The organism is Acinetobacter seifertii (genome assembly GCF_016064815.1).
GTDB lineage: Bacteria > Pseudomonadota > Gammaproteobacteria > Pseudomonadales > Moraxellaceae > Acinetobacter > Acinetobacter seifertii.
This window is the reverse complement of the sequence record NZ_CP065820.1, coordinates 2434103-2453031: the sequence shown is the minus strand read 5'-3', so window position 1 is coordinate 2453031 and position 18929 is coordinate 2434103. Positions and strand designations below refer to the sequence as shown.

Annotated in this window: 19 protein-coding genes; 10 read left to right on the top strand and 9 right to left on the bottom strand. The window is 39.3% G+C overall.

Annotated elements, in window-relative coordinates; translation table 11 throughout:
• Positions 1 to 45: 45 nt before the first annotated feature.
• The gene (locus I8T81_RS11355; RefSeq protein WP_174740989.1) at positions 46 to 780 is read right to left on the bottom strand and encodes an aspartate/glutamate racemase family protein; all 735 of its coding nucleotides are present in this window, start codon (positions 778 to 780) and stop codon (positions 46 to 48) included.
• Positions 777 to 2246, bottom strand: a complete 1470-nt coding sequence (locus I8T81_RS11350; RefSeq protein ID WP_198071196.1) for an NCS1 family nucleobase:cation symporter-1 — start codon at positions 2244 to 2246, stop codon at positions 777 to 779. Before I8T81_RS11350 ends, I8T81_RS11355 begins: the two co-directional genes overlap by 4 nt.
• A gap of 397 nt (positions 2247 to 2643) precedes the next feature.
• Here I8T81_RS11350 and I8T81_RS11345 point away from each other — a divergent pair, with 397 nt between their 5' ends.
• On the top strand, positions 2644 to 3384 hold the full coding sequence (locus I8T81_RS11345; RefSeq protein WP_086497178.1) for a GntR family transcriptional regulator: 741 nt from the start codon (positions 2644 to 2646) through the stop codon (positions 3382 to 3384).
• Between the two features lie 49 nt (positions 3385 to 3433).
• On the opposite strand, the gene I8T81_RS11340 is transcribed toward I8T81_RS11345, so the two are convergent.
• Positions 3434 to 4324, bottom strand: coding sequence for a LysR family transcriptional regulator (locus tag I8T81_RS11340; protein ID WP_191105362.1), 891 nt, complete (start codon positions 4322 to 4324; stop codon positions 3434 to 3436).
• A 200-nt stretch (positions 4325 to 4524) separates the two neighbouring features.
• Between I8T81_RS11340 and I8T81_RS11335 the strand changes: the two genes are divergently transcribed.
• The 3 genes from I8T81_RS11335 to I8T81_RS11325 all read left to right on the top strand — a co-directional run bounded on the left by I8T81_RS11335 (position 4525) and on the right by I8T81_RS11325 (position 7413).
• On the top strand, positions 4525 to 5211 hold the full coding sequence (locus I8T81_RS11335; protein WP_001043290.1) for a hydrolase: 687 nt from the start codon (positions 4525 to 4527) through the stop codon (positions 5209 to 5211).
• 109 nt (positions 5212 to 5320) lie between these two features.
• Positions 5321 to 7195 (top strand): amidohydrolase, encoded by a 1875-nt coding sequence (locus I8T81_RS11330; RefSeq protein WP_198071195.1) that lies wholly within the window; start codon positions 5321 to 5323, stop codon positions 7193 to 7195.
• A gap of 56 nt (positions 7196 to 7251) precedes the next feature.
• Entirely contained in the window at positions 7252 to 7413 is a 162-nt protein-coding gene (locus tag I8T81_RS11325) for a DUF1427 family protein (RefSeq protein ID WP_000784879.1), read from the top strand.
• Between the two features lie 68 nt (positions 7414 to 7481).
• On the opposite strand, the gene arsC is transcribed toward I8T81_RS11325, so the two are convergent.
• Complete coding sequence (gene arsC / locus I8T81_RS11320) at positions 7482 to 7910, bottom strand: arsenate reductase (glutaredoxin) (protein WP_198071194.1); 429 nt, start codon at positions 7908 to 7910, stop codon at positions 7482 to 7484.
• Between the two features lie 84 nt (positions 7911 to 7994).
• On the opposite strand from arsC, the gene I8T81_RS11315 reads away from it, so the two are divergent.
• The 3 genes from I8T81_RS11315 (at position 7995) to arsH (ending at position 10171) form a co-directional block, all read left to right on the top strand.
• Complete coding sequence (locus I8T81_RS11315) at positions 7995 to 8324, top strand: ArsR/SmtB family transcription factor (protein ID WP_151739408.1); 330 nt, start codon at positions 7995 to 7997, stop codon at positions 8322 to 8324.
• Between the two features lie 100 nt (positions 8325 to 8424).
• The gene (gene arsB / locus I8T81_RS11310; protein ID WP_151761792.1) at positions 8425 to 9471 is read left to right on the top strand and encodes an ACR3 family arsenite efflux transporter; all 1047 of its coding nucleotides are present in this window, start codon (positions 8425 to 8427) and stop codon (positions 9469 to 9471) included.
• The gene (gene arsH, locus I8T81_RS11305) at positions 9458 to 10171 is read left to right on the top strand and encodes an arsenical resistance protein ArsH (RefSeq protein WP_198071193.1); all 714 of its coding nucleotides are present in this window, start codon (positions 9458 to 9460) and stop codon (positions 10169 to 10171) included. Before arsB ends, arsH begins: the two co-directional genes overlap by 14 nt.
• A gap of 61 nt (positions 10172 to 10232) precedes the next feature.
• On the opposite strand, the gene I8T81_RS11300 is transcribed toward arsH, so the two are convergent.
• Positions 10233 to 11135: a LysR family transcriptional regulator gene (locus tag I8T81_RS11300; protein WP_198071192.1), complete on the bottom strand. Its 903-nt coding sequence runs from the start codon at positions 11133 to 11135 to the stop codon at positions 10233 to 10235.
• 101 nt (positions 11136 to 11236) lie between these two features.
• Here I8T81_RS11300 and I8T81_RS11295 point away from each other — a divergent pair, with 101 nt between their 5' ends.
• The 3 genes from I8T81_RS11295 to ahpF all read left to right on the top strand — a co-directional run bounded on the left by I8T81_RS11295 (position 11237) and on the right by ahpF (position 14058).
• Positions 11237 to 11797 (top strand): chromate transporter, encoded by a 561-nt coding sequence (locus tag I8T81_RS11295; protein WP_004702209.1) that lies wholly within the window; start codon positions 11237 to 11239, stop codon positions 11795 to 11797.
• On the top strand, positions 11797 to 12318 hold the full coding sequence (locus I8T81_RS11290; protein ID WP_004702206.1) for a chromate transporter: 522 nt from the start codon (positions 11797 to 11799) through the stop codon (positions 12316 to 12318). The genes I8T81_RS11295 and I8T81_RS11290 overlap by 1 nt, the downstream gene beginning before the upstream one ends.
• Before the next feature lie 174 nt (positions 12319 to 12492).
• Positions 12493 to 14058 (top strand): alkyl hydroperoxide reductase subunit F, encoded by a 1566-nt coding sequence (gene ahpF, locus I8T81_RS11285; RefSeq protein WP_198071191.1) that lies wholly within the window; start codon positions 12493 to 12495, stop codon positions 14056 to 14058.
• A gap of 52 nt (positions 14059 to 14110) precedes the next feature.
• Here ahpF and I8T81_RS11280 read toward each other — a convergent pair whose 3' ends face one another.
• The 4 genes from I8T81_RS11280 to I8T81_RS11265 all read right to left on the bottom strand — a co-directional run bounded on the left by I8T81_RS11280 (position 14111) and on the right by I8T81_RS11265 (position 18925).
• On the bottom strand, positions 14111 to 16117 hold the full coding sequence (locus I8T81_RS11280) for an esterase/lipase family protein (RefSeq protein ID WP_198071190.1): 2007 nt from the start codon (positions 16115 to 16117) through the stop codon (positions 14111 to 14113).
• Positions 16118 to 16230: 113 nt separating this feature from the next.
• Complete coding sequence (locus I8T81_RS11275; protein ID WP_140336256.1) at positions 16231 to 17172, bottom strand: ABUW_2363 family tetratricopeptide repeat lipoprotein; 942 nt, start codon at positions 17170 to 17172, stop codon at positions 16231 to 16233.
• Positions 17173 to 17277: 105 nt separating this feature from the next.
• Complete coding sequence (gene cysE / locus I8T81_RS11270; RefSeq protein WP_004702199.1) at positions 17278 to 18093, bottom strand: serine O-acetyltransferase; 816 nt, start codon at positions 18091 to 18093, stop codon at positions 17278 to 17280.
• Positions 18086 to 18925: an RNA methyltransferase gene (locus I8T81_RS11265; RefSeq protein WP_004887591.1), complete on the bottom strand. Its 840-nt coding sequence runs from the start codon at positions 18923 to 18925 to the stop codon at positions 18086 to 18088. Before I8T81_RS11265 ends, cysE begins: the two co-directional genes overlap by 8 nt.
• Between the last annotated feature and the right edge of the window lie 4 nt (positions 18926 to 18929).

Here is an 18929-nt window from a genome sequence, read left to right as displayed (position 1 = left end):
TTCCAACTCTGAATTTTGAGCTGGAATTGAAACAGTAATTTATTTCTAATGTGCTCCAAATCCTGACAATATGCCTGTGTAATTCTTTACAGGAGGTGAGGCCCAATCACCAACTTTGCTGGTTTTTAAATTTAACTGGACTAACATTTCAACTTGTTTAACTGCTGCTGCAACGCCGTCAATAACAATCACTCCCAACTCGTTTTGTAGTTTTAGGCACAAATCACTCATACCTGCACAGCCCAAAACAATCGTATCGCTTTTATCTTCTACTAGTGCTTTTTTGCACTCATCTCGTATTGTTCGATAAGCATCTGAGTCAGGAAGCTCCAACTCTTCAACTGCAATGTCACAAGCTCGAACATTTTTGCAAAATGGCGTAGCCCCATAGCGATGAGCCAGATGCCAGCTCATATTCACTGTGCGTTGTAAGGTTGTGACTACACTAAACCCAGTACTTACATAACTTGCAGTTCGCATAGCTGCTTCGGCAATCCCAATCACAGGTGCTGAAGTGATTTCACGGGCGGCATAAAGGGCAGGATCACCAAAACATGCAATAACATAAGCATCTATACCTACAAGTTCACCTTGGTGAATTTCCTCTAGCACACCTACTGCACTTAGGGCTTCATCATAATAACTTTCAATCGTTGCAGGGCCCATTTGAGGACTCACTGCAATAATTTGAGTATTAGAACCTGCGACTATCTTTGCTGATGCAGCAATTTTGTCTGTCATGCTTTGGGTGGTATTAGGGTTAATAATTTTAATTTTCATTGTACTTTTACCTTCGTCATTGCCGATTTAGCATGGGCAAGTGGTTGGTTAAGAAATCGGTAAATCACAAAACCGAATCCCATCCCAATAAACCACGTGAAATTAGCAAGTGCAGAGAGTTGTGGTAACAGCACACATAGAATAGGAATTAATGAAGCTGGAATTAAGGCATAAAAGGCAGAGTAGTTATAACCATTTTTGTACCAATACAAACCTTTGGTATCTAAGGTATATAAATCATCTACTTCGATTTTCTGTTTTTTAACGAGGTAAAAATCGGCGAGCAATACACCAAAAAGTGGGCCGATAAATGCACCTAAAATATCAATGGTGTAATGGATCACTTGAGGATTATTAAATAAATTCCATGGGGTAATGAAAATCGAACCAACTGCTGCAATCATTCCACCCATGCGCCAGCTAATTTTGCTCGGTGAAACGTTGGAAAAATCAAAGGCAGGTGAAACAAAGTTAGCGACAATATTAATCCCAATGGTGGCAATCATTAAGGTTAAACTGCCTAAAATAACTACAAAGGTATTATCCAGTTTTCCAACCATCTCGACAGGGTCTGTAATGAGCTTGCCGTAGACTGGAAGCGTTGCCGCAATACACACCACAGTAAGTAAGGAAAAGCCTAAGAAGTTAATCGGTAAGCCAAGAAAGTTACCCATTTTAATGGCATTAAAGCTTTTGCCATAACGAGAAAAGTCACCAAAGTTCAGCATTGGTCCAGAAAAATATGAAACAACAAGCGCAATAGCACCAATCATGACTGGTACAACCGCAAAACCGTCGTATTGAACACCGCTCAAGTTTAAATCAATATTTTGCCAGCCAGCTTTCCAGATGAGCCATACTGCCATCGCCAACATCACTACGTAGACAGCCGGACCTGCCCAGTCAATGAATTTACGAATACTGTCCATGCCAGACCAAAAAACAATCGCTTGCAGTAACCAAAGCAGCATAAAGCCAACCCATCCTAAATAGGAAAGTCCAAGAAAGCCGTAATTTGTAACATCGGCATAGAGCGACCATTCTGGAAAGAACTTTAAAATGACCAATAAGAAAGCACTTGAGGCCAAATAGGTTTGAATGCCATACCATGCGACAGCAATAAGCCCACGAATAACAGCAGGAATATTTGCACCAAGTACACCGAAGGTTGCGCGGCAAATAACAGGATAGGGCGTACCAGTTTGTTGGCTAGACTTGGCAATCAGGTTTGTAAAAAACTGAACTATGGCGATGCCGATGAGTAAAGATAAAAGTACCTGCCAGCTATTGAGCCCAAGTGCAAAAAGGCTCCCAGCCATGACATAACCGCCGAGACTATGAACATCAGACATCCAGAAAGCAAAAATATTATAAGCGCCCCATGTTTGCTTTTTTAAAGGAGCCAAGTCTTGATTTGTCAGTTTTGCATCATAAGAAGGTTTAATTATTGCTTCGGTATTATTCATCTTGAACACTCACTTCCTTAAGATGGAGGCACTTTCAGCAGCATTGTTTTTTCTGTCTAAAAGAATGAAATTAAAATTGTGTACAATATGGTATTTAAATTGTGCACAATCTTAATCGAGCAAAAGTTATGCCAAATTTGCGAAGTAGCGCTTATGAGTCATTTAAACTGGTATGGATTTTGGATATGCAGAGACATATTTATAAAATGGGAAGTGCTTAATTTTTTATAAAAAGTAAGTAAATTTAGGTGTATAAGTGGATCTTTAGAGATTTAATATTGAATTATTTGGTTCAGTATATTTGTTGTGGGAATGAGAGCAATATTCCAAAACGCTTAAGTTAAACTTACACTATTGTCATTAGATAAAGTTCTAAAAAGAGGGGGCATCAATAAAAATGGAGAAATCAATGCCATCGAATGCACCAAAAAAAGCCGTAGAAATGAGCAATGATGAAATTGATGACCATATATATAACGCTATTGTAGATGCTATTTTAAATCGACAACTTGCCCCTGGCGCACGTTTAGTTGAAGCACCTTTGTGTGAAGCATTCGGTGTAACGCGAGGAGTGTTAAGACGTGTTTTCGTGAAACTTGCACATGATAAGGTCATCGAAATTCAGCCCAATCGTGGGGCACTCATCGCAAAACATAGTGCTCATGAAACAAAAGAGGTCTTTGAAGCACGTAGCATGCTTGAAATCGCTACTGTAAAAAAGCTAGCTCAAAAGTCACATAGCCTAGATTTTAGTGAGCTTCGAGGCTTAGTCGATCAAGAGTCACATGAGCGTTTAGCTGGCAATTGGGCCGAGTGGATTAAGCTATCAGGACAATTTCATTTAAAGCTGATTGAAGCAAATCAAAATACGATTATGACCAGTTATTTGCAGACGCTTATTGCAAGGACTTCGTTATTAATTGGGTTATATGAAATTCCCAAACATAATAATTGTTCGGCAGATGAACATCGTGCAATTTTAAATGCCATTGAGCAAGGCGATGAAAAGCGAGCAACTCAATTGATGGAAGAGCATTTAGAACACTACGCGACGACATTTGTTGAAGAAGACCACACAGCAACAGCAGATCAAAATTTATTAAATTTATTTAAAAATAAAAAAATTGAAACTATTTAAACTAAATAAAAAATAATGGGCCAATTCCTATGGAAAAGGCCCAGATTGGTTATTTTATAGGAACGATTTGACGCGTTAGAAAATCAATAAATAGTTTGACCTTCTTCGATAAAATCTTACGGTTTGGCCATGTGATATATAAGTGAAGCGGCTGACTGGTGTAGTCCTCCAAACATTTCTGTAATTTGCCTTCTTTGTAATAAGGCTCTGCAATAAACTCTGGAAGAAAAACGATACCGTGATCTTTCAAGCACATATCTAATAATAATTCCCCATTATTACAGGTCATCACAGGGAAGCAATTAAAGGACACTTCTTTTTGATCTTTTTGGAAAATCAATTTTTTATGTCGGCTATCTTGATAGTAAATCAGAAATTTATGTTCTTTCAGTTCTTCTAAAGAGGTTGGAAGGCCATGCTGATTAAAATACTCCGGTGTTGCATATAAATATCGTTGATAGGTATTTAATATTTTACTATTTGCCAAATTTGGAGGTGAACCATCTACACGAATGGTTAAATCAAATTTATTATTATTCGTGTCTAATAGCTGATCAGTCATGAATAAATCAATTTTGATACTGGGATATTTCTCTATAAAGTCTGAAATAATATGCTGAAGAAAAATATTGCTAAAAGACATTGGGGTATTGAGCTTAAGTTCGCCTTCAGGGTACTGCTGATTGTAGCTAATTTCATAAGCAGCCCATTCAAATTCACTTAAAATGACTTTACTATGTTGATAAAATTTTTCCCCACAAGAGGTGAGATTCATCTGTCTTGTTGTTCTGGTTAACAGTGTGGTTTTCAGGTCATTTTCGAGGTAGCAAACACGTTTGGCTACTAAGTCACGAGAGATGTCGAGTGCTCTGGCTGCGCTACTAAAATTTCCATGCTCTACGACACTTACAAAAGTGGAAATACAGTCTAATCGATCCATGGATAAGCAAAAGTTAAAAAAATATATATCAATGATTAAACTATAAAAATTAAAAAGCAATCATTGATTTTATTGTATTCGTACAGCATACAGATTCGAGCTGATTTACTGTCTATTTTTTTACATTTTTATCTGTTTTGATAATAAACATTAGATTTTTTACTTAAACACAAAACTTATCAGTAATAACGGAGTTATTCATGAATAAATCACTTTTAGAACAATTATCACCAACGAATTGTCAGGTTATTTTTATTGATCATCAGCCACAAATGGCTTTTGGGGTACAGTCAATAGATCGCCAAGTATTAAAGAATAATACTGTAGGGTTAGCAAAAGCAGCTAAAACATTCAATATTCCTGTCACCATTACTACGGTTGAAACTGAAAGCTTCTCTGGTCATACCTATCCAGAACTTTTAGATGTATTTCCAGATGCTCCATTACTAGAACGTACTTCTATGAACTCATGGGATGACCAAAAAGTACGTGATTCTCTTGCAAAAAATAATCGTAAAAAAGTGATTGTTTCAGGCTTATGGACTGAAGTGTGCAATAACACCTTTGCTTTTGGCGCCATGCTTGAAGGCGATTATGAAATTTATATGGTTGCAGATGCTTCTGGTGGTACATCAAAAGAAGCACATGACTATGCCATGCAACGTATGATTCAAGCAGGTGTTGTTCCAGTAACTTGGCAACAAGTCTTACTTGAATGGCAACGTGATTGGGCACATCGTGATACGTATGATGCAGTTATGGCAATTGTACGCGAGCATTCTGGTGCTTATGGTATGGGCGTTGATTATGCTTATACGATGGTACATAAGGCGCCTGAACGTACAACATCAAAACACGAAGTACTTGCACCAGTTCCTGCAAAATAAAACAGTACTGATTTAGGTAAAGGCATGTCTAGTATTCAATATTTAAGTGATATTAATACAGATATGCCTTTATTTTTTAGAACGATAATTCACAAGAATGGAGTTCAGAATGACCGAAATAAACCTCATACTCATAAACGGTAAAATCACAACACTAGATCCTCAGAATCCCGAAGTACAAGCAATTGCGATTGCAGACGGTAAAGTCGTACGTACGGGTATAAATGATGAGGTTATGAAGCTCGCAACTCCTACAAGCAAAGTCGTAGACTTAAATGGTCGTCGCGTTATACCGGGTCTAAATGACAGTCATCTGCATATTATTCGTGGTGGCCTAAATTACAATATGGAATTGCGCTGGGAAGGTGTGCCATCCGTTGCTGATGCTCTACGATTACTTAAAGAACAAGCAGATAATACGCCAGCTCCACAATGGGTACGTGTGGTTGGTGGTTGGACTGAGTTCCAGTTTGCCGAAAAGCGGTTACCAACTTTAGAAGAAATTAATAAAGCTGCGCCAGATACTCCTGTCTTTGTTTTACATTTATATGCCAGTGCTTTGTTGAACCGGGCAGCGCTTGATGTATTAGGCTTTAATAAAGACACTCCAGATCCACCCGGAGGCAAAATTGTACGAGATGCAAAGGGTGAACCAACAGGTCTGTTGCTCGCAACTCCATCCGCTATGATTTTGTATTCAACCTTAGGGAAAGCACCAAAATTGCCAGTTGAAGATCAAGTCAATTCAACTCGTCATTTCATGCGCGAACTAAATCGATTAGGCATTACTTCGGCAATTGATGCAGGTGGTGGTGGTCAAAACTACCCTGAAGATTATGATGTGATTAAGCAATTACACGATCAAAATCAAATGACAGTGCGAATTGCTTATAATCTATTTGCTCAGAAGGCAGGCCAAGAGCTTGATGACTATCGCCGTTGGACAGAAATGACATTTCCGGGTGATGGTGATGAGTTATTTAGAATGAATGGAGCAGGTGAAAACCTGACGTGGTCAGCGGGTGACTTTGAAGATTTCTATGAACCTCGTCCGGATTTACCAGAAAAAATGGAAGGTGAACTCGAAGCCATCGTAGAGCACTTGGCTGAAAAGAAATGGCCATTCCGTATTCATGCAACCTATGATGAAAGTATTAATCGTTTGCTGAATGTATTTGAGCGCGTCAATTCAAAACAGCCATTCGCAACTCGATTTATTATTGACCACGCCGAAACCGTATCTGAGCGTAATATTGAACGTATTGGTGCGTTGGGCGGTGGTATTGCCATTCAACACCGTATGGCATATCAAGGTGAGATTTTCGTAAAACGCTATGGTGCCGAGGCTGCTCAGGCAACGCCACCAGTTAAGAAAATGTTAGAGCTTGGTGTTCCTGTGGGTGCGGGGACAGATGCGACTCGAGTTGCATCCTATAACCCTTGGGTATGTTTATACTGGCTAAGTACGGGTAAAACAGTCGGTGGTTTGCCACTCTATGATGAAAAAAATCTATTAGACCGTCAAACTGCACTTAAACTCTGGACTAAAGGTTCGGCTTGGTTCTCAGGTGAAAAAGATGTCAAAGGTTCACTCACAGCAGGGGAACTTGCCGACTTAGTTGTGTTGTCAGATGACTACTTTAAAGTTGAAGCAGAAGATATCCAGTGGATTGAGTCTGTACTCACTGTTTTAGGTGGAAAAGTGGTATATGCAGGGGCTGAGTTTAAGCAAGACGATCCGCCGTTGCCGCCAGCATCTCCAACATGGTCGCCAGTAAAACGCTTTGGTGGTCAGTGGCGTTTATCTGAAAATCGTAATGCACCGTCGAATCAATCATTACAGTCACAAAGTGCATTGTGTGCATGTACTAGCAGCTGTGGCATGCATGGACACAGCCACGCTTGGATGCTTGATGTTCCTGTAAACGATAAGGACAAAAAATCTTTCTGGGGTGCACTAGGGTGCTCGTGTTTTGCATTTTAAATAAAACAGTATGGGAACCTGCTGATTAAATGGCTTGATTCTCTAAGGTATGTACGATGAAAATGTACTTGTTATCTTTGGCTGTAGGGTTGCTTGTTGGTGTCTTATATTACGTTCTAAATGTTAAGTCACCAGCTCCACCTCTTGTTGCATTAGTCGGTTTATTGGGCATGGTGATAGGAGAGCAACTTCTTCCTTTTATTAAGTCCTATTTTTAATCCGTTTCATTCAACAAAGCTAAATGGTGTCGTGCCATTTAGCTTTTTATATTAATAAGTATCTTCAATTATTTTATACGACGGCCTTGTTCGTCAATGATTACTTCACCATCTTCTTTTGCAAAATAGCCTAAGTTTTTTGAATCTAAAATATCCAATACAACCTCAGACGGGCGGCAAAGTCGTGTGCCTTTTGGTGTAACCACAAATGGGCGATTAATTAAAATTGGATATTGCAGCATAAAATCAATTAATTGCTCGTCTGTCCAATGGTTTTGTTCTAACTCTAAATCTTTGTAGGGATCGACATTTTTACGAATTGCTTCACGTACAGTTAAGCCTGAATCCTTAATGAGTTGAATCAATTCATCTTTACTTGGTGGTGTTTGCAAATATTCGATAATAATAGGCTCAAGTCCTGCATGACGAATAAGCGCCAATGTATTGCGTGAGGTTCCGCAAGCAGGGTTATGATAGATTTTTACTTTATCGCTCATGATAAATTGATCTTCAAATTAAGATATTGCATTTATATATGGATATCCGTATATTTGCAATAACGAATATATTTTGTTGTAGATATGATCAACCAAGTCGATTTCTTTAAATGTCTATCTGACCAAACTCGGTTAAATATTCTTAAATTAGTTCTAAATAAACAAAATATTTGTGTTTGTGAGCTAACAGAGCAGCTTGAGTTGAGCCAACCCAAAATTTCTCGACACTTGGCCTTATTAAGAACTCATGGCGTATTACTGGATGAAAGAAAAGGTCAGTGGGTCTATTACAGCTTAAATCCTGATTTACCTGTATGGGCTTTAGATATTTTAAAGGTGATAGAAAATGACGAGAGTGAGACAAGAGTAAAACAACAAGATCAGCCTTTCATCACTACAACGTGCTGCGATTAATCTTCTTAGATTTCTGTCTTAAAAATTCGGATTTCTAGCATAGGTGTATCAATCATTTGTGTATTGAACAAAATTAATCAATTCTTTCTTCGAGTAGAACATGACCAGACAAGGGCTTTCATTTTTAGATCGAAACCTGACGCTATGGATTTTCATTGCAATGGCTTTAGGTTTAGCGATTGGAGTTTTCTTTCCTCAGGCATCTGTGTCTTTGAATGAATTAAGTGTAGATAACGTTAATATCCCGATCGCAATCGGCTTAATTTTGATGATGTATCCACCGTTGGCAAAGGTTGATTACGCTGCGTTACCAGAAGTATTTAAAGATAAGAAAACCTTAACTCTATCGTTGGTACAAAACTGGATTATTGCTCCAGTTTTAATGTTTATCCTTGCGATTATTTTCTTACATCACTATCCAGAGTATATGACGGGCCTTATTTTGATAGGCTTAGCACGTTGTATTGCCATGGTATTGGTTTGGAATGGCTTGGCTTGTGGAGATAACCAATATGTTGCAGCGTTAGTTGCATTTAACAGTATTTTCCAAATCTTATTTTTCAGTACGTATGCTTGGCTATTTTTGACCTTTTTGCCGCCGTATTTTGGTGTGGCAGGGCAAGTCATTGATGTGAATTTCTGGACGATTACACACGCGGTTTTGGTGTACTTAGGTATTCCATTTTTAATGGGATTCTTGACGCGTTTGATTTTAGTCAAGTCGAAAGGGTTGGAATGGTATCAAAGTAAATTTTTACCAAAGATCAGCCCGATTAGTTTAATTGCTTTACTTTTTACTATTGTGGCGATGTTTAGTCTAAAAGGTGGTGATGTAGTGAGCTTACCTTTAGATGTATTACGTATTGCGATTCCACTTACAATTTACTTTGTCGTAATGTTCTTCATTAGCTTCTTTATGAGTAAACGGATGGGGAATAACTACCCACGTACTACTGCTATTTCATTTACCGCGGCAGGTAATAACTTTGAGTTGGCATTGGCTGTAGCTATTGCAACCTTTGGTTTGGCATCACCTGTGGCATTTACCACAGTGATTGGGCCGTTGGTTGAAGTGCCAGTTTTAATTTCACTCGTTACAGTTTCTCTTTGGTTAAAGAAAAAGTATTTCTTACATGAACAGTCCTAATAATGATTTATCAAATGTAGCATTAGATCTTCTAGATAAGCCTGCATTTGAGCAAGTTCAAGCGCAGCAGCTTGAGCATCCACCTCGCATTTTATTGCTATATGGTTCTAATCGTGAACGCTCTTATAGTCGTTTTGCTGTGCTGACTGCTGGCCGAATCCTTGAATATTTAGGTGCTGAAGTCAAAATCTTTCATCCTAAAGGTTTACCTTTGCCTGAGGATGCAGGAACAGATCATCCTAAAGTCCAAGAATTACATACACTATTAGCTTGGGCAGAAGGCATGGTCTGGTGTTCGCCTGAACGTCATGGTGCGATGAGTTCTATTTTAAAAGCTCAAATTGACTGGATTCCCTTAGCAGCTGGAGCAATCCGTGCAACTCAGGGTAAAACCCTAGCAGTCATGCAAGTCAGTGGTGGTTCGCAATCTTTTAATGCAGTCAATCAAATGCGTATTTTAGGTCGTTGGATGCGTATGATTACCATCCCAAATCAGTCATCTGTCGCAAAAGCATTTTTGGAGTTTGAGGAAGATGGCAGTATGAAACCCTCTTCTTACTATGATCGAATTGTTGATGTGATGGAGGAACTGTATAAGTTCACATTATTAACGCGTGGGCAAAAAGAATATTTGACAGATCGCTATTCTGAGCGCAAAGAATCGGCAGAAGAATTATCTAAACGAATTAATCAAAAATAGTAGATTGATGATAATAAAAAGTGCTCACATTAGAGCACTTTTTATTGCCTAGATTTTGCACTCAGGCCATTGTGGGCAAAAGTTTTTGCATAAGTTCAATAAAGTTTGAAACTTTAGCCGAATTTTCATTTTCTCGTGTAATCAAGTAAATAGGCGCATTCAGTTTTATTGAATCATCAAATTCTCGATAGACAATTCCATGTTCCCAAAAGTTATGCATTGAGGCTGGCACAATCGTTATACCAATTCCAGCAGCGACTAAATTTAATGTTGCGGTAGGTCGAGGTGCTTCCTGAACAATGCGCGGACTAAAACCTGCTTGATAGCAACTATATAAAATATTGTCATATAAGCCTTGTCCTGAAGAACGACGGTATAAAACAAAATTCTCATCAGATAAGTCAACTAAACTAATTTTCTCTCTTTTTGTAAGCGGATGGTCTATGGGCAATGCCACTACCATTGACTCATCTAATATATGCAGATGTTTCAAACCAATATCACGACTAATCGGCGCTCTTAAAAACGCAATATCAAGCTTTTCTGAAATTAACCAATCTAATTGCTTTTGGCTGCCTGCTTCTTCAAGTTTAGTCTGTACAGCTGGGTACATTTCACGATATGAGCGCAATACCAGCGAAATAAGCGGATGTAAACCTGCGGAACTTGTAAAACCAATATTGAGTTGTCCAGTTTTGCCTTGGCTAACATCTTGGACAAGTTGGGGTATATGTTTAGCATGCTCTAATAAAAGCTGTGCTTCTTTAAATAAAGCTAGACCTGCCTCAGTTGGTTCAATCCCTCGCGGTTGACGAATAAGTAATTGTGTACCGAGTTCTTCTTCAAGTTTTTTGAGTAAACGCGTTAGAGGCGGTTGTTGTATGAACAATCGATTTGCTGCATGCGTAATATTTCTTTCTTCAACCACTACTACAAAGGCGTGAAGCTTATGTAAATCGAGCATAGAAATACCTTTAGGGTATGCTTAGTGAAAATAAAAGCATTTGTAGATATATCACAAAAGTATCATTCTATCTTGGTCAGATAAAGTGAAAAGTAACGAAAATGAACCATGTTGAGATTGCCGTGCGGAAGGAGAGTGTACCCACCTGCACAGAGTTATTTTTAGGTTTTTTAACATTAGGTTTAATTGGATTTGGTGGTGTTTTACCTTTAGCAAGAAAAGTCATTGTAGAGCAGAGACAGTGGCTAAGCCCTGAAAAATTCACTGAGTTACTTGGTCTGTGTCAATTCTTACCAGGGGGCAACATTATTAATCTCTCGGTTGCGATTGGCATGGAATTTCGGGGTGTTCGTGGTGCAGTGAGCTCGCTCATTGGTCTGATCCTTGCACCTACTGTTATTGTTGTACTTTTACATTATGTTTATGAGCAGTTCCAAGACAACCTTATGGTTAAGCATCTTTTTGAAGGGTTAGGAGCAGCAGCAGCAGGGCTTCTGGTAGCAACTGGCTTAAAAATGTTGAAACCATTATTACGTAACCCGATAGCGATGTGTGTTGTCGTGGCTGCAATTATCAGTATTGCTTTTCTAAAAATTTCTTTGCTTTTGACTATGTTGATTCTATTGGCACTTTATTCATCTATTATTTGGAGACGTGTGTAATGGGAGCAGTTCTACTTGCTTTAGCGATCATTTTTACTCAGTTGTCTCTTATAGCTTTTGGTGGCGGAAACACGATTTTGCCCGAAATGCAGCGTCAAGTGGTTGACATTCATCATTGGATGACTGCACAAGAATTTAGTGCTTTGTTTGCTATGGCTCAAGCAGCTCCCGGTCCGAACATGATGATTGTACCATTGGTGGGATGGCATGTAGCAGGGTTGTCAGGTTTACTTGTGGCCTCTACCGCTAAATTTCTACCTTCATCTCTTATTACGGTATTTGTAATGAGAGGCTGGTCTAAGTTCAAAGATAAAAAATGGCGCCGTGTTTTACAGCTTGCTTTACAACCCGTCACAGTGGGGACGGTGCTTGCCAGTGCTTGGATTATTTCTGAGGCAGCTGCCATAAATACTTTACTTATTATTATGGTAGTCATTGCAACTTTATTATCTTTAATTAAAAAAGTTCATCCTTTACATGTCTTAATTGCTGGGGCTGTATTTGGTGTGGTGTTACTTTAGTTTAACCAGTTTGCCGACCTGCGCTGGGATAAGTTCAGGTTGGTTTTTTTTGAATGAAAAGAATAAAATCTAAAAAACCGATTAAATCTATAAAAACATACTGTTTCACCTATTTTGTGTTTTAACGTACTATGCATCTATTGAAAGAATTTGGATGAATTGGAGTAAAAACAGATGTTAGATCAAAACATTAAAACTCAATTAAAAGCTTACTTAGAACGTTTAGAAAGTCCAATCGAATTAGTGGCTGCTTTAGATGAATCAGATAAAGCTGCTCAAATTAAAGAGTTAGTGACAGAAATCGCTGAGCTTTCTGACAAGGTGACTGTCCGTTTTGATGGTAACAATACACGTCGTCCAAGCTTTGGTGTGGCTAAAGCAGGTGAACAGCCTCGTGTGTTCTTTGCAGGCTTACCAATGGGTCATGAGTTTACGTCTTTGATCTTGGCGCTGTTACAAGTCTCTGGTTATGCACCGAAGGTTTCTGATGAAGTGCTCAACCAAATTAAAGGCCTAAACCTCAAAGCCAACTTTGATGTGTTTGTATCATTAAGCTGTCATAACTGTCCGGACGTGGTACAGGCGCTTAACCTGATCGCGATTTATAACCCGAACACCACAGCAACCATGATTGACGGTTCATTCTTCCAAGATGAAGTGGAACAACGCAAAATCATGGCTGTACCAATGGTGTTCCAAGACAACGAGCACATTGGCCAAGGTCGGATGACCCTTGAAGAGATTGTGGCGAAACTCGACACCAACTCAGCTGAAAAAGATGCAGCAGCACTCAATGCCAAAGATGCTTTTGATGTATTGGTGATTGGTGGTGGACCTGCAGGTGCAACAGCAGCCATCTATGCAGCACGCAAAGGTATTAACACAGGTATCGTAGCTGAACGCTTTGGTGGTCAGGTCATGGATACCATGGATATTGAAAACTTCACTTCTGTGCAAAAGACTCAAGGTCCTAAGTTTGCTGCCGAGATGGAAGCACACGTTCGTGAATACGATGTCGATATCATGAACCTGCAACGTGTTAGCAAAATCACGGGTGCCAACCAAACTGCAAATGGTCTGGTTGAAGTTGAACTTGAAAACGGTGCAAAACTTGAATCGAAAACTGTCATCCTTTCAACAGGTGCACGTTGGAGAGAAATGAATGTACCGGGTGAAGCTGAATACCGTACCCGTGGTGTCGCATACTGCCCACACTGTGATGGTCCGTTGTTCAAAGGCAAACGTGTTGCCGTGATTGGTGGTGGTAACTCAGGTGTTGAAGCTGCAATTGACCTTGCAGGGATTGTTGAACATGTGACTTTAGTTGAGTTCGATACCAAACTTCGTGCTGACCAAGTGTTGCAAAACAAATTGCATAGCTTGCCAAACACAACGGTGATTATGAATGCCTTAAGTACAGAAGTGTTAGGTGACGGCTCACAAGTGACTGGTCTTAAATATAAAGACCGTGCCACTGATGAAGAGCATGTAGTGGAACTTGCAGGGATCTTTGTACAGATTGGTTTATTGCCAAACACTGACTTCTTAAAAGACAGTGAAGTTGAGTTAACCAACCGTGGTGAGATCATTGTAAATGACCGCAACGAAACCAATGTACAAGGTGTGTTTGCTGCGGGTGATTGTACGACTGTGCCTTACAAGCAAATCATTATTGCTACAGGTGAAGGCGCTAAAGCATCACTCTCTGCGTTTGATTACATCATCCGTTCTGGGCAGTAAAATCTAGTCTAAAACAAAAGAGCCAAAGGATAACCTTTGGCTCTTTTTATATTTATGGTTTATATAAACCATGTTCAACTAAATGCTCTCGTAAAATACGACGCAATTCTAATACCGCTTGTGGTGTGAGCTGGATTGAATGCCCACCAGGAAGTACTTTCTCAGACTTTGCACCCTCTAAGTGAGCGCTCTTATAAGGAACGATGCCATCGGTAATCACATTAGGATCATCGCTCTTGGTAATGTTACCCATAATTGAGTGGAAGACTAATCCTTGATGTGGATTAATATTTTCCGTGAGTTCCATAAATTTAGATTGATGGCTTAAGTCACTTGGTCCATTTTGAATCAGACCATTATCAATGTTATTCAAGAAATCTTTAACATCTAGGTTTTCAGTGGTTAGTGATGTCGCTACAGCAGATAAAAAAGCTCCCGGCAAACGAATAATTTTACGAGCAGCTAACGTAAACCATCGATCAGCGTAATCTGTACCTCTGTGAGGTGATGCCAAGAAAATTGCGCGATCAAAGTTTCCAATCGAATGCATTTGCAATCGTTCAGTAACCATAGGATGTTTCTTGAAACGGTTCTGTTGACGTACAGTCATCAGTTTTAAGGCTGGTTGAGTAATATCACCATCACTGACCAGTAAACGGCTAATAATACCACCCATACTATGGCCTACAAGCACAGCATCATGTGCAGCAGGGTCACTTGGGTTTAGCGAACCAAACGCTTGTTTAAGCAGAGCATAAATCTGGAAGCGACTTTCCAAAATTGGCATATTGGTCGAGTAGAAAACTTGCCAAACTTGATAGTTATCTCTTAAAACCGTGTCACCCATAACATCATTGGTCAAAGCAATCCATGCCTCAGGACTACTTGCTAGTCCATGAACCAACACAATAATTTTCTTGTTTGGGTTGTATGGTTCAAGCATGTAGAGATGCGGCATGGTTAAATGCTGATCACGATCAATCAGGCTTAAATAAGCCGCTACGCCTAAGTTATTTTCAGCTAACCATAAACCATAAGGTGCAGAGAAGTTCGCAGCTAGAGGGTATTGCTTACCTGCGACATTAATATTATCGGTGCGATAAGGATCATAAACTCGAATTACAAATTCTGGGTTATTTATAATGTCTTGAACAGTTTTGGCATTTTTAGGCTCAGCCACGATCGTTGCAGCTAAATAACGTGCATGGTGAATATTCGGATTCACACCATTTTTATAGCTGTAATTGAGAGGATCTAAAATATATTCATTAATATCTTCTTTTCCTGAGCTCGGAAAAACGGCGACAAACTCAGAACCGAAACCGTCACGACGGTTAATTGTTCTTAACCCTGAAAAATTTAAGTTATAGCTCGAAATTAATTTCTCTAATTTTTGACCTGATAATTGTCTATGAAATTCAAAGTCTATTGAATAAACACTCTTACCAATATGGATTTGTGGCTCTACCACATTTTTTTGCGGGTATCTTAAATCATACACACTGACCATTTTGGCAATGGCTTGATTATAGAAGTCGCGTATTTGAACTTGTCTGTTATCAAAAATACGGTCGGTCGGCTGACGTTTTGTTGAAAACAGATAGGCATAGCTATAACGAATGCTCTTATCGAGAAAGGTTAATTGTTGGTCTAAGCAATCGTCATATTTATTCTGAATCGCTTTTTGTTCATCAGTCGCCTTATGTTTAGTGAATCGACTAATTTTACACTCGGAAGAATCTGATAAAGCCATCGCTTTTGCCAGATACATTTCGCTTGCAGCAGATAAAAGCTGTTCGTCTAAAATTTGAGGAAGGTTTTTGAGTTGATTTACACAAGTGTCAGGGGAGTCTGTACAGGTTTTGGCTTCTTGCCCTGACATAGACAAAACGTTAAGACTTGCTTCACTCAGTTTATCTTGCGTAAGAATACTATTACGTTCATTTGCAATAGTAACGTTGAGAGCTTGCTGCTTAACATTGACGACCTGACATCCACCGAGAATTGAACCGAGGATTATGACCGTGAAGAGCGCTGAATTTCTTTTTCTAACAAACATTATGGTCAAATATGTGGATCAGTAATATGCCGATCATACAAATTTTAAAGTTTTTTTCAATTGATCAAATATAAAAAAGGGCTGTCAAATCAGCCCTTTTTTAAAGTTTAAACTTATTTTTTTGCAGGTTGAGCTGGGGTAGCTGGTGTCATAGCTGGGTTTGTTAAAACTTGCCATACATTCCAACGACCTTGTTTTTCAATTTCTTGAATTAAACGGTCAGCCACTTCAGCTTCATCAGGGTATTTAACCTTGTAATTTTTCAAAGTCTGAATCGCATTTTTCTTTTGTTCCATTGCAATATAGTTATTTGCAGCGGCTAAATATGCTTCTTGAACATTGCCTTTAATGGCTTTGTCTAAATATGGAATGGCTTCACGCTGACCACCACCTTCAGATAAACCAAAACCAAACCAGAAATTCGTTTCTGGATCGTCTGGGCTAATTTTTAAAAGTCTTTGAGCATATTCTAAAGATTTAGTTGTGTGAACAGTACCTAAATCTAAATTACGTGCAAGTACACTTGCTTTGAATGCTCGAATTAAAATATCAAATGAAGCATTTGGATTAGCAGCTAAAGTATCTAAGCGCTGAGTTACTTCTTTAAGTTTGCTTTCAAAACCTTTACGTTCCTGACGGTCTGTAAAGCGAGGCGGGTAGTGACGAGCTTTACCTTCTACAAGCTGTAAGAAGTCGTCAATTTCTGTCACATCAATTTCATTATCGCCAGCTAAAACTGCGTACTTCACTGAACGTTGTGAACTATTAATTGTAGGTACAATCAGTTTGTTTGTATCTAAAGTAAGCGATTTAGTTGGATCATCCTGACGAGTGACCACCATTTTCGTTACAGGCTGAGCAGCAGCATCTTTTAAAGCAACTTCAAATGCTGGCGGAGCATCATAATTAAATGGGTTTAAAGCATAAAATGGAGGAGTAAGGTCAGGTTCCTTGAAAACAAAAGGTTCAATTTTTTGTTCTTTTACAGGCGCCATTGTACACGCTGTTAAACTAGAAGTTGCAAGGAGTAAATACGCCAATGGCTTTAAATTCATAGGATCTTCCGTTCATTTTAGTAAAGTCAGATTTGGTACAGCTAAGTCTAGGAAAACCTAAACCGACATGCAAGGGTAAGCGTGTTACATTATGAATCAAGAATATTACGTTTTTGATGTCTTGTTTTGCGCACCGCATTCACGACGAACTTCTTCAAGAATTTTTAGCTCTTCATCGCTAAAAGGTTGTTCATCTTGGCTTTCTTTTTTGAAAGTTGGGTCAAGTTCGGATAAGCGTTGACACAAATTATTCATACGTGTTTCGTTGTGTTGAATACGATCAAGTAAAACTCGCATTCCTTCTAAAATCGGATCAGATTGATCAGCAGTGGTCGCATACGGGGCAAAACCAATACTCTGAGCATAATCACGACGGCGTGCTTCATCTTGATCTTTGGTTTTATCAGCATCTTTATAAATATAGCGCGCAGGATTACCAACGGCTGTTACACCAGCGGGAACAGCTTTTGTCACCACAGCATTTGAACCCACTTTAGCGCCTTTACCAACTGTAAAAGGTCCTAAAATTTTTGCACCAGCACCAACGACTACACCATCTTCTAGAGTTGGGTGACGTTTACCTTTTTTCCATGTCGTACCGCCTAGGGTAACTCCATGATATAGCGTAACGTCATCACCAATTTCGGCAGTTTCACCAATCACAACACCCATACCATGATCGATAAAAAAACGTTTGCCGATCTTTGCACCAGGGTGAATCTCAATTCCTGTTGCAAAACGACTAAATGTTGATACAAAGCGGGCAGTCCCTTTGCAATCTTTTTTCCAAAGTTCATGTGCAAGTCTATGCAACACTAGGGCATGAATACCGGGATAATTGGTAAGTACTTCGAGCGTATTTCGTGCAGCAGGATCTCGCGCGAAGACAGCCTGTATATCTTCTTTAAGCTGTTTAAGCATTGGATTGATCCTCCTTGTCCGATGATGCTTTTTTCCATTTGCCGCTTGTGAGGGCTTGAACTCGACTAAAAATACCGCGAAGTAAATGATATTCCATACGATCTAATTGTATACGACCAAATAAACGACGCAAGCGTAAAGGTAATAAACGTGGATTTTCTGGATCTAAAAATTCAATTTCAGTCAGCATTTTTTCCAAATGAGGATAAAACTCTTCCATTTGCTGCTGAGTGACTAAAGGCTCATCCCACTGCATGCTTTGACCTTGTGCAAGCGGCATTTGTCCATCATCAGAAACAGATTCTTTTTGCTCTAATACCGACATGCGAAGTTCATAACATACGACTTGAATCGCTTGAGCAACGTTCAGTACACCATAGTCCGAATTTACAGGAATAGTAAGGTGATAGTTTGCTAAAGCTAATTCTTCATTGGTTAAGCCGCGGTCTTCGCGTCCAAAAACAATTGCAATTTGTTGGCCTTGCGAAGCAGCCTTAATTGCTTCTTTTGAAGCAGGGCGTACATCAAGCAATGGCCATGGAATAGTACGACTTCGAGCACTGGTTCCAAAAACTAAATGACAATCTTTAATCGCGTCTTCGAGCGTTTCAACAATTTCGACTTGTTCTAATAAATCTTGTGCACCAGCAGCAAGCGCTTGAATATCTGGATGTGGATAGGTCTTTGGTGAAACAAGAACCAACTTACTCAAGCCCATTGTTTTCATTGCGCGTAAAGCACTGCCAATATTAGCAGGTAAAGTGGTATTGACCATCACAATACGCACTTGTGCTAATTGTTTTGACACAGCGGTGTCGTCAAACAAACTCATAAGA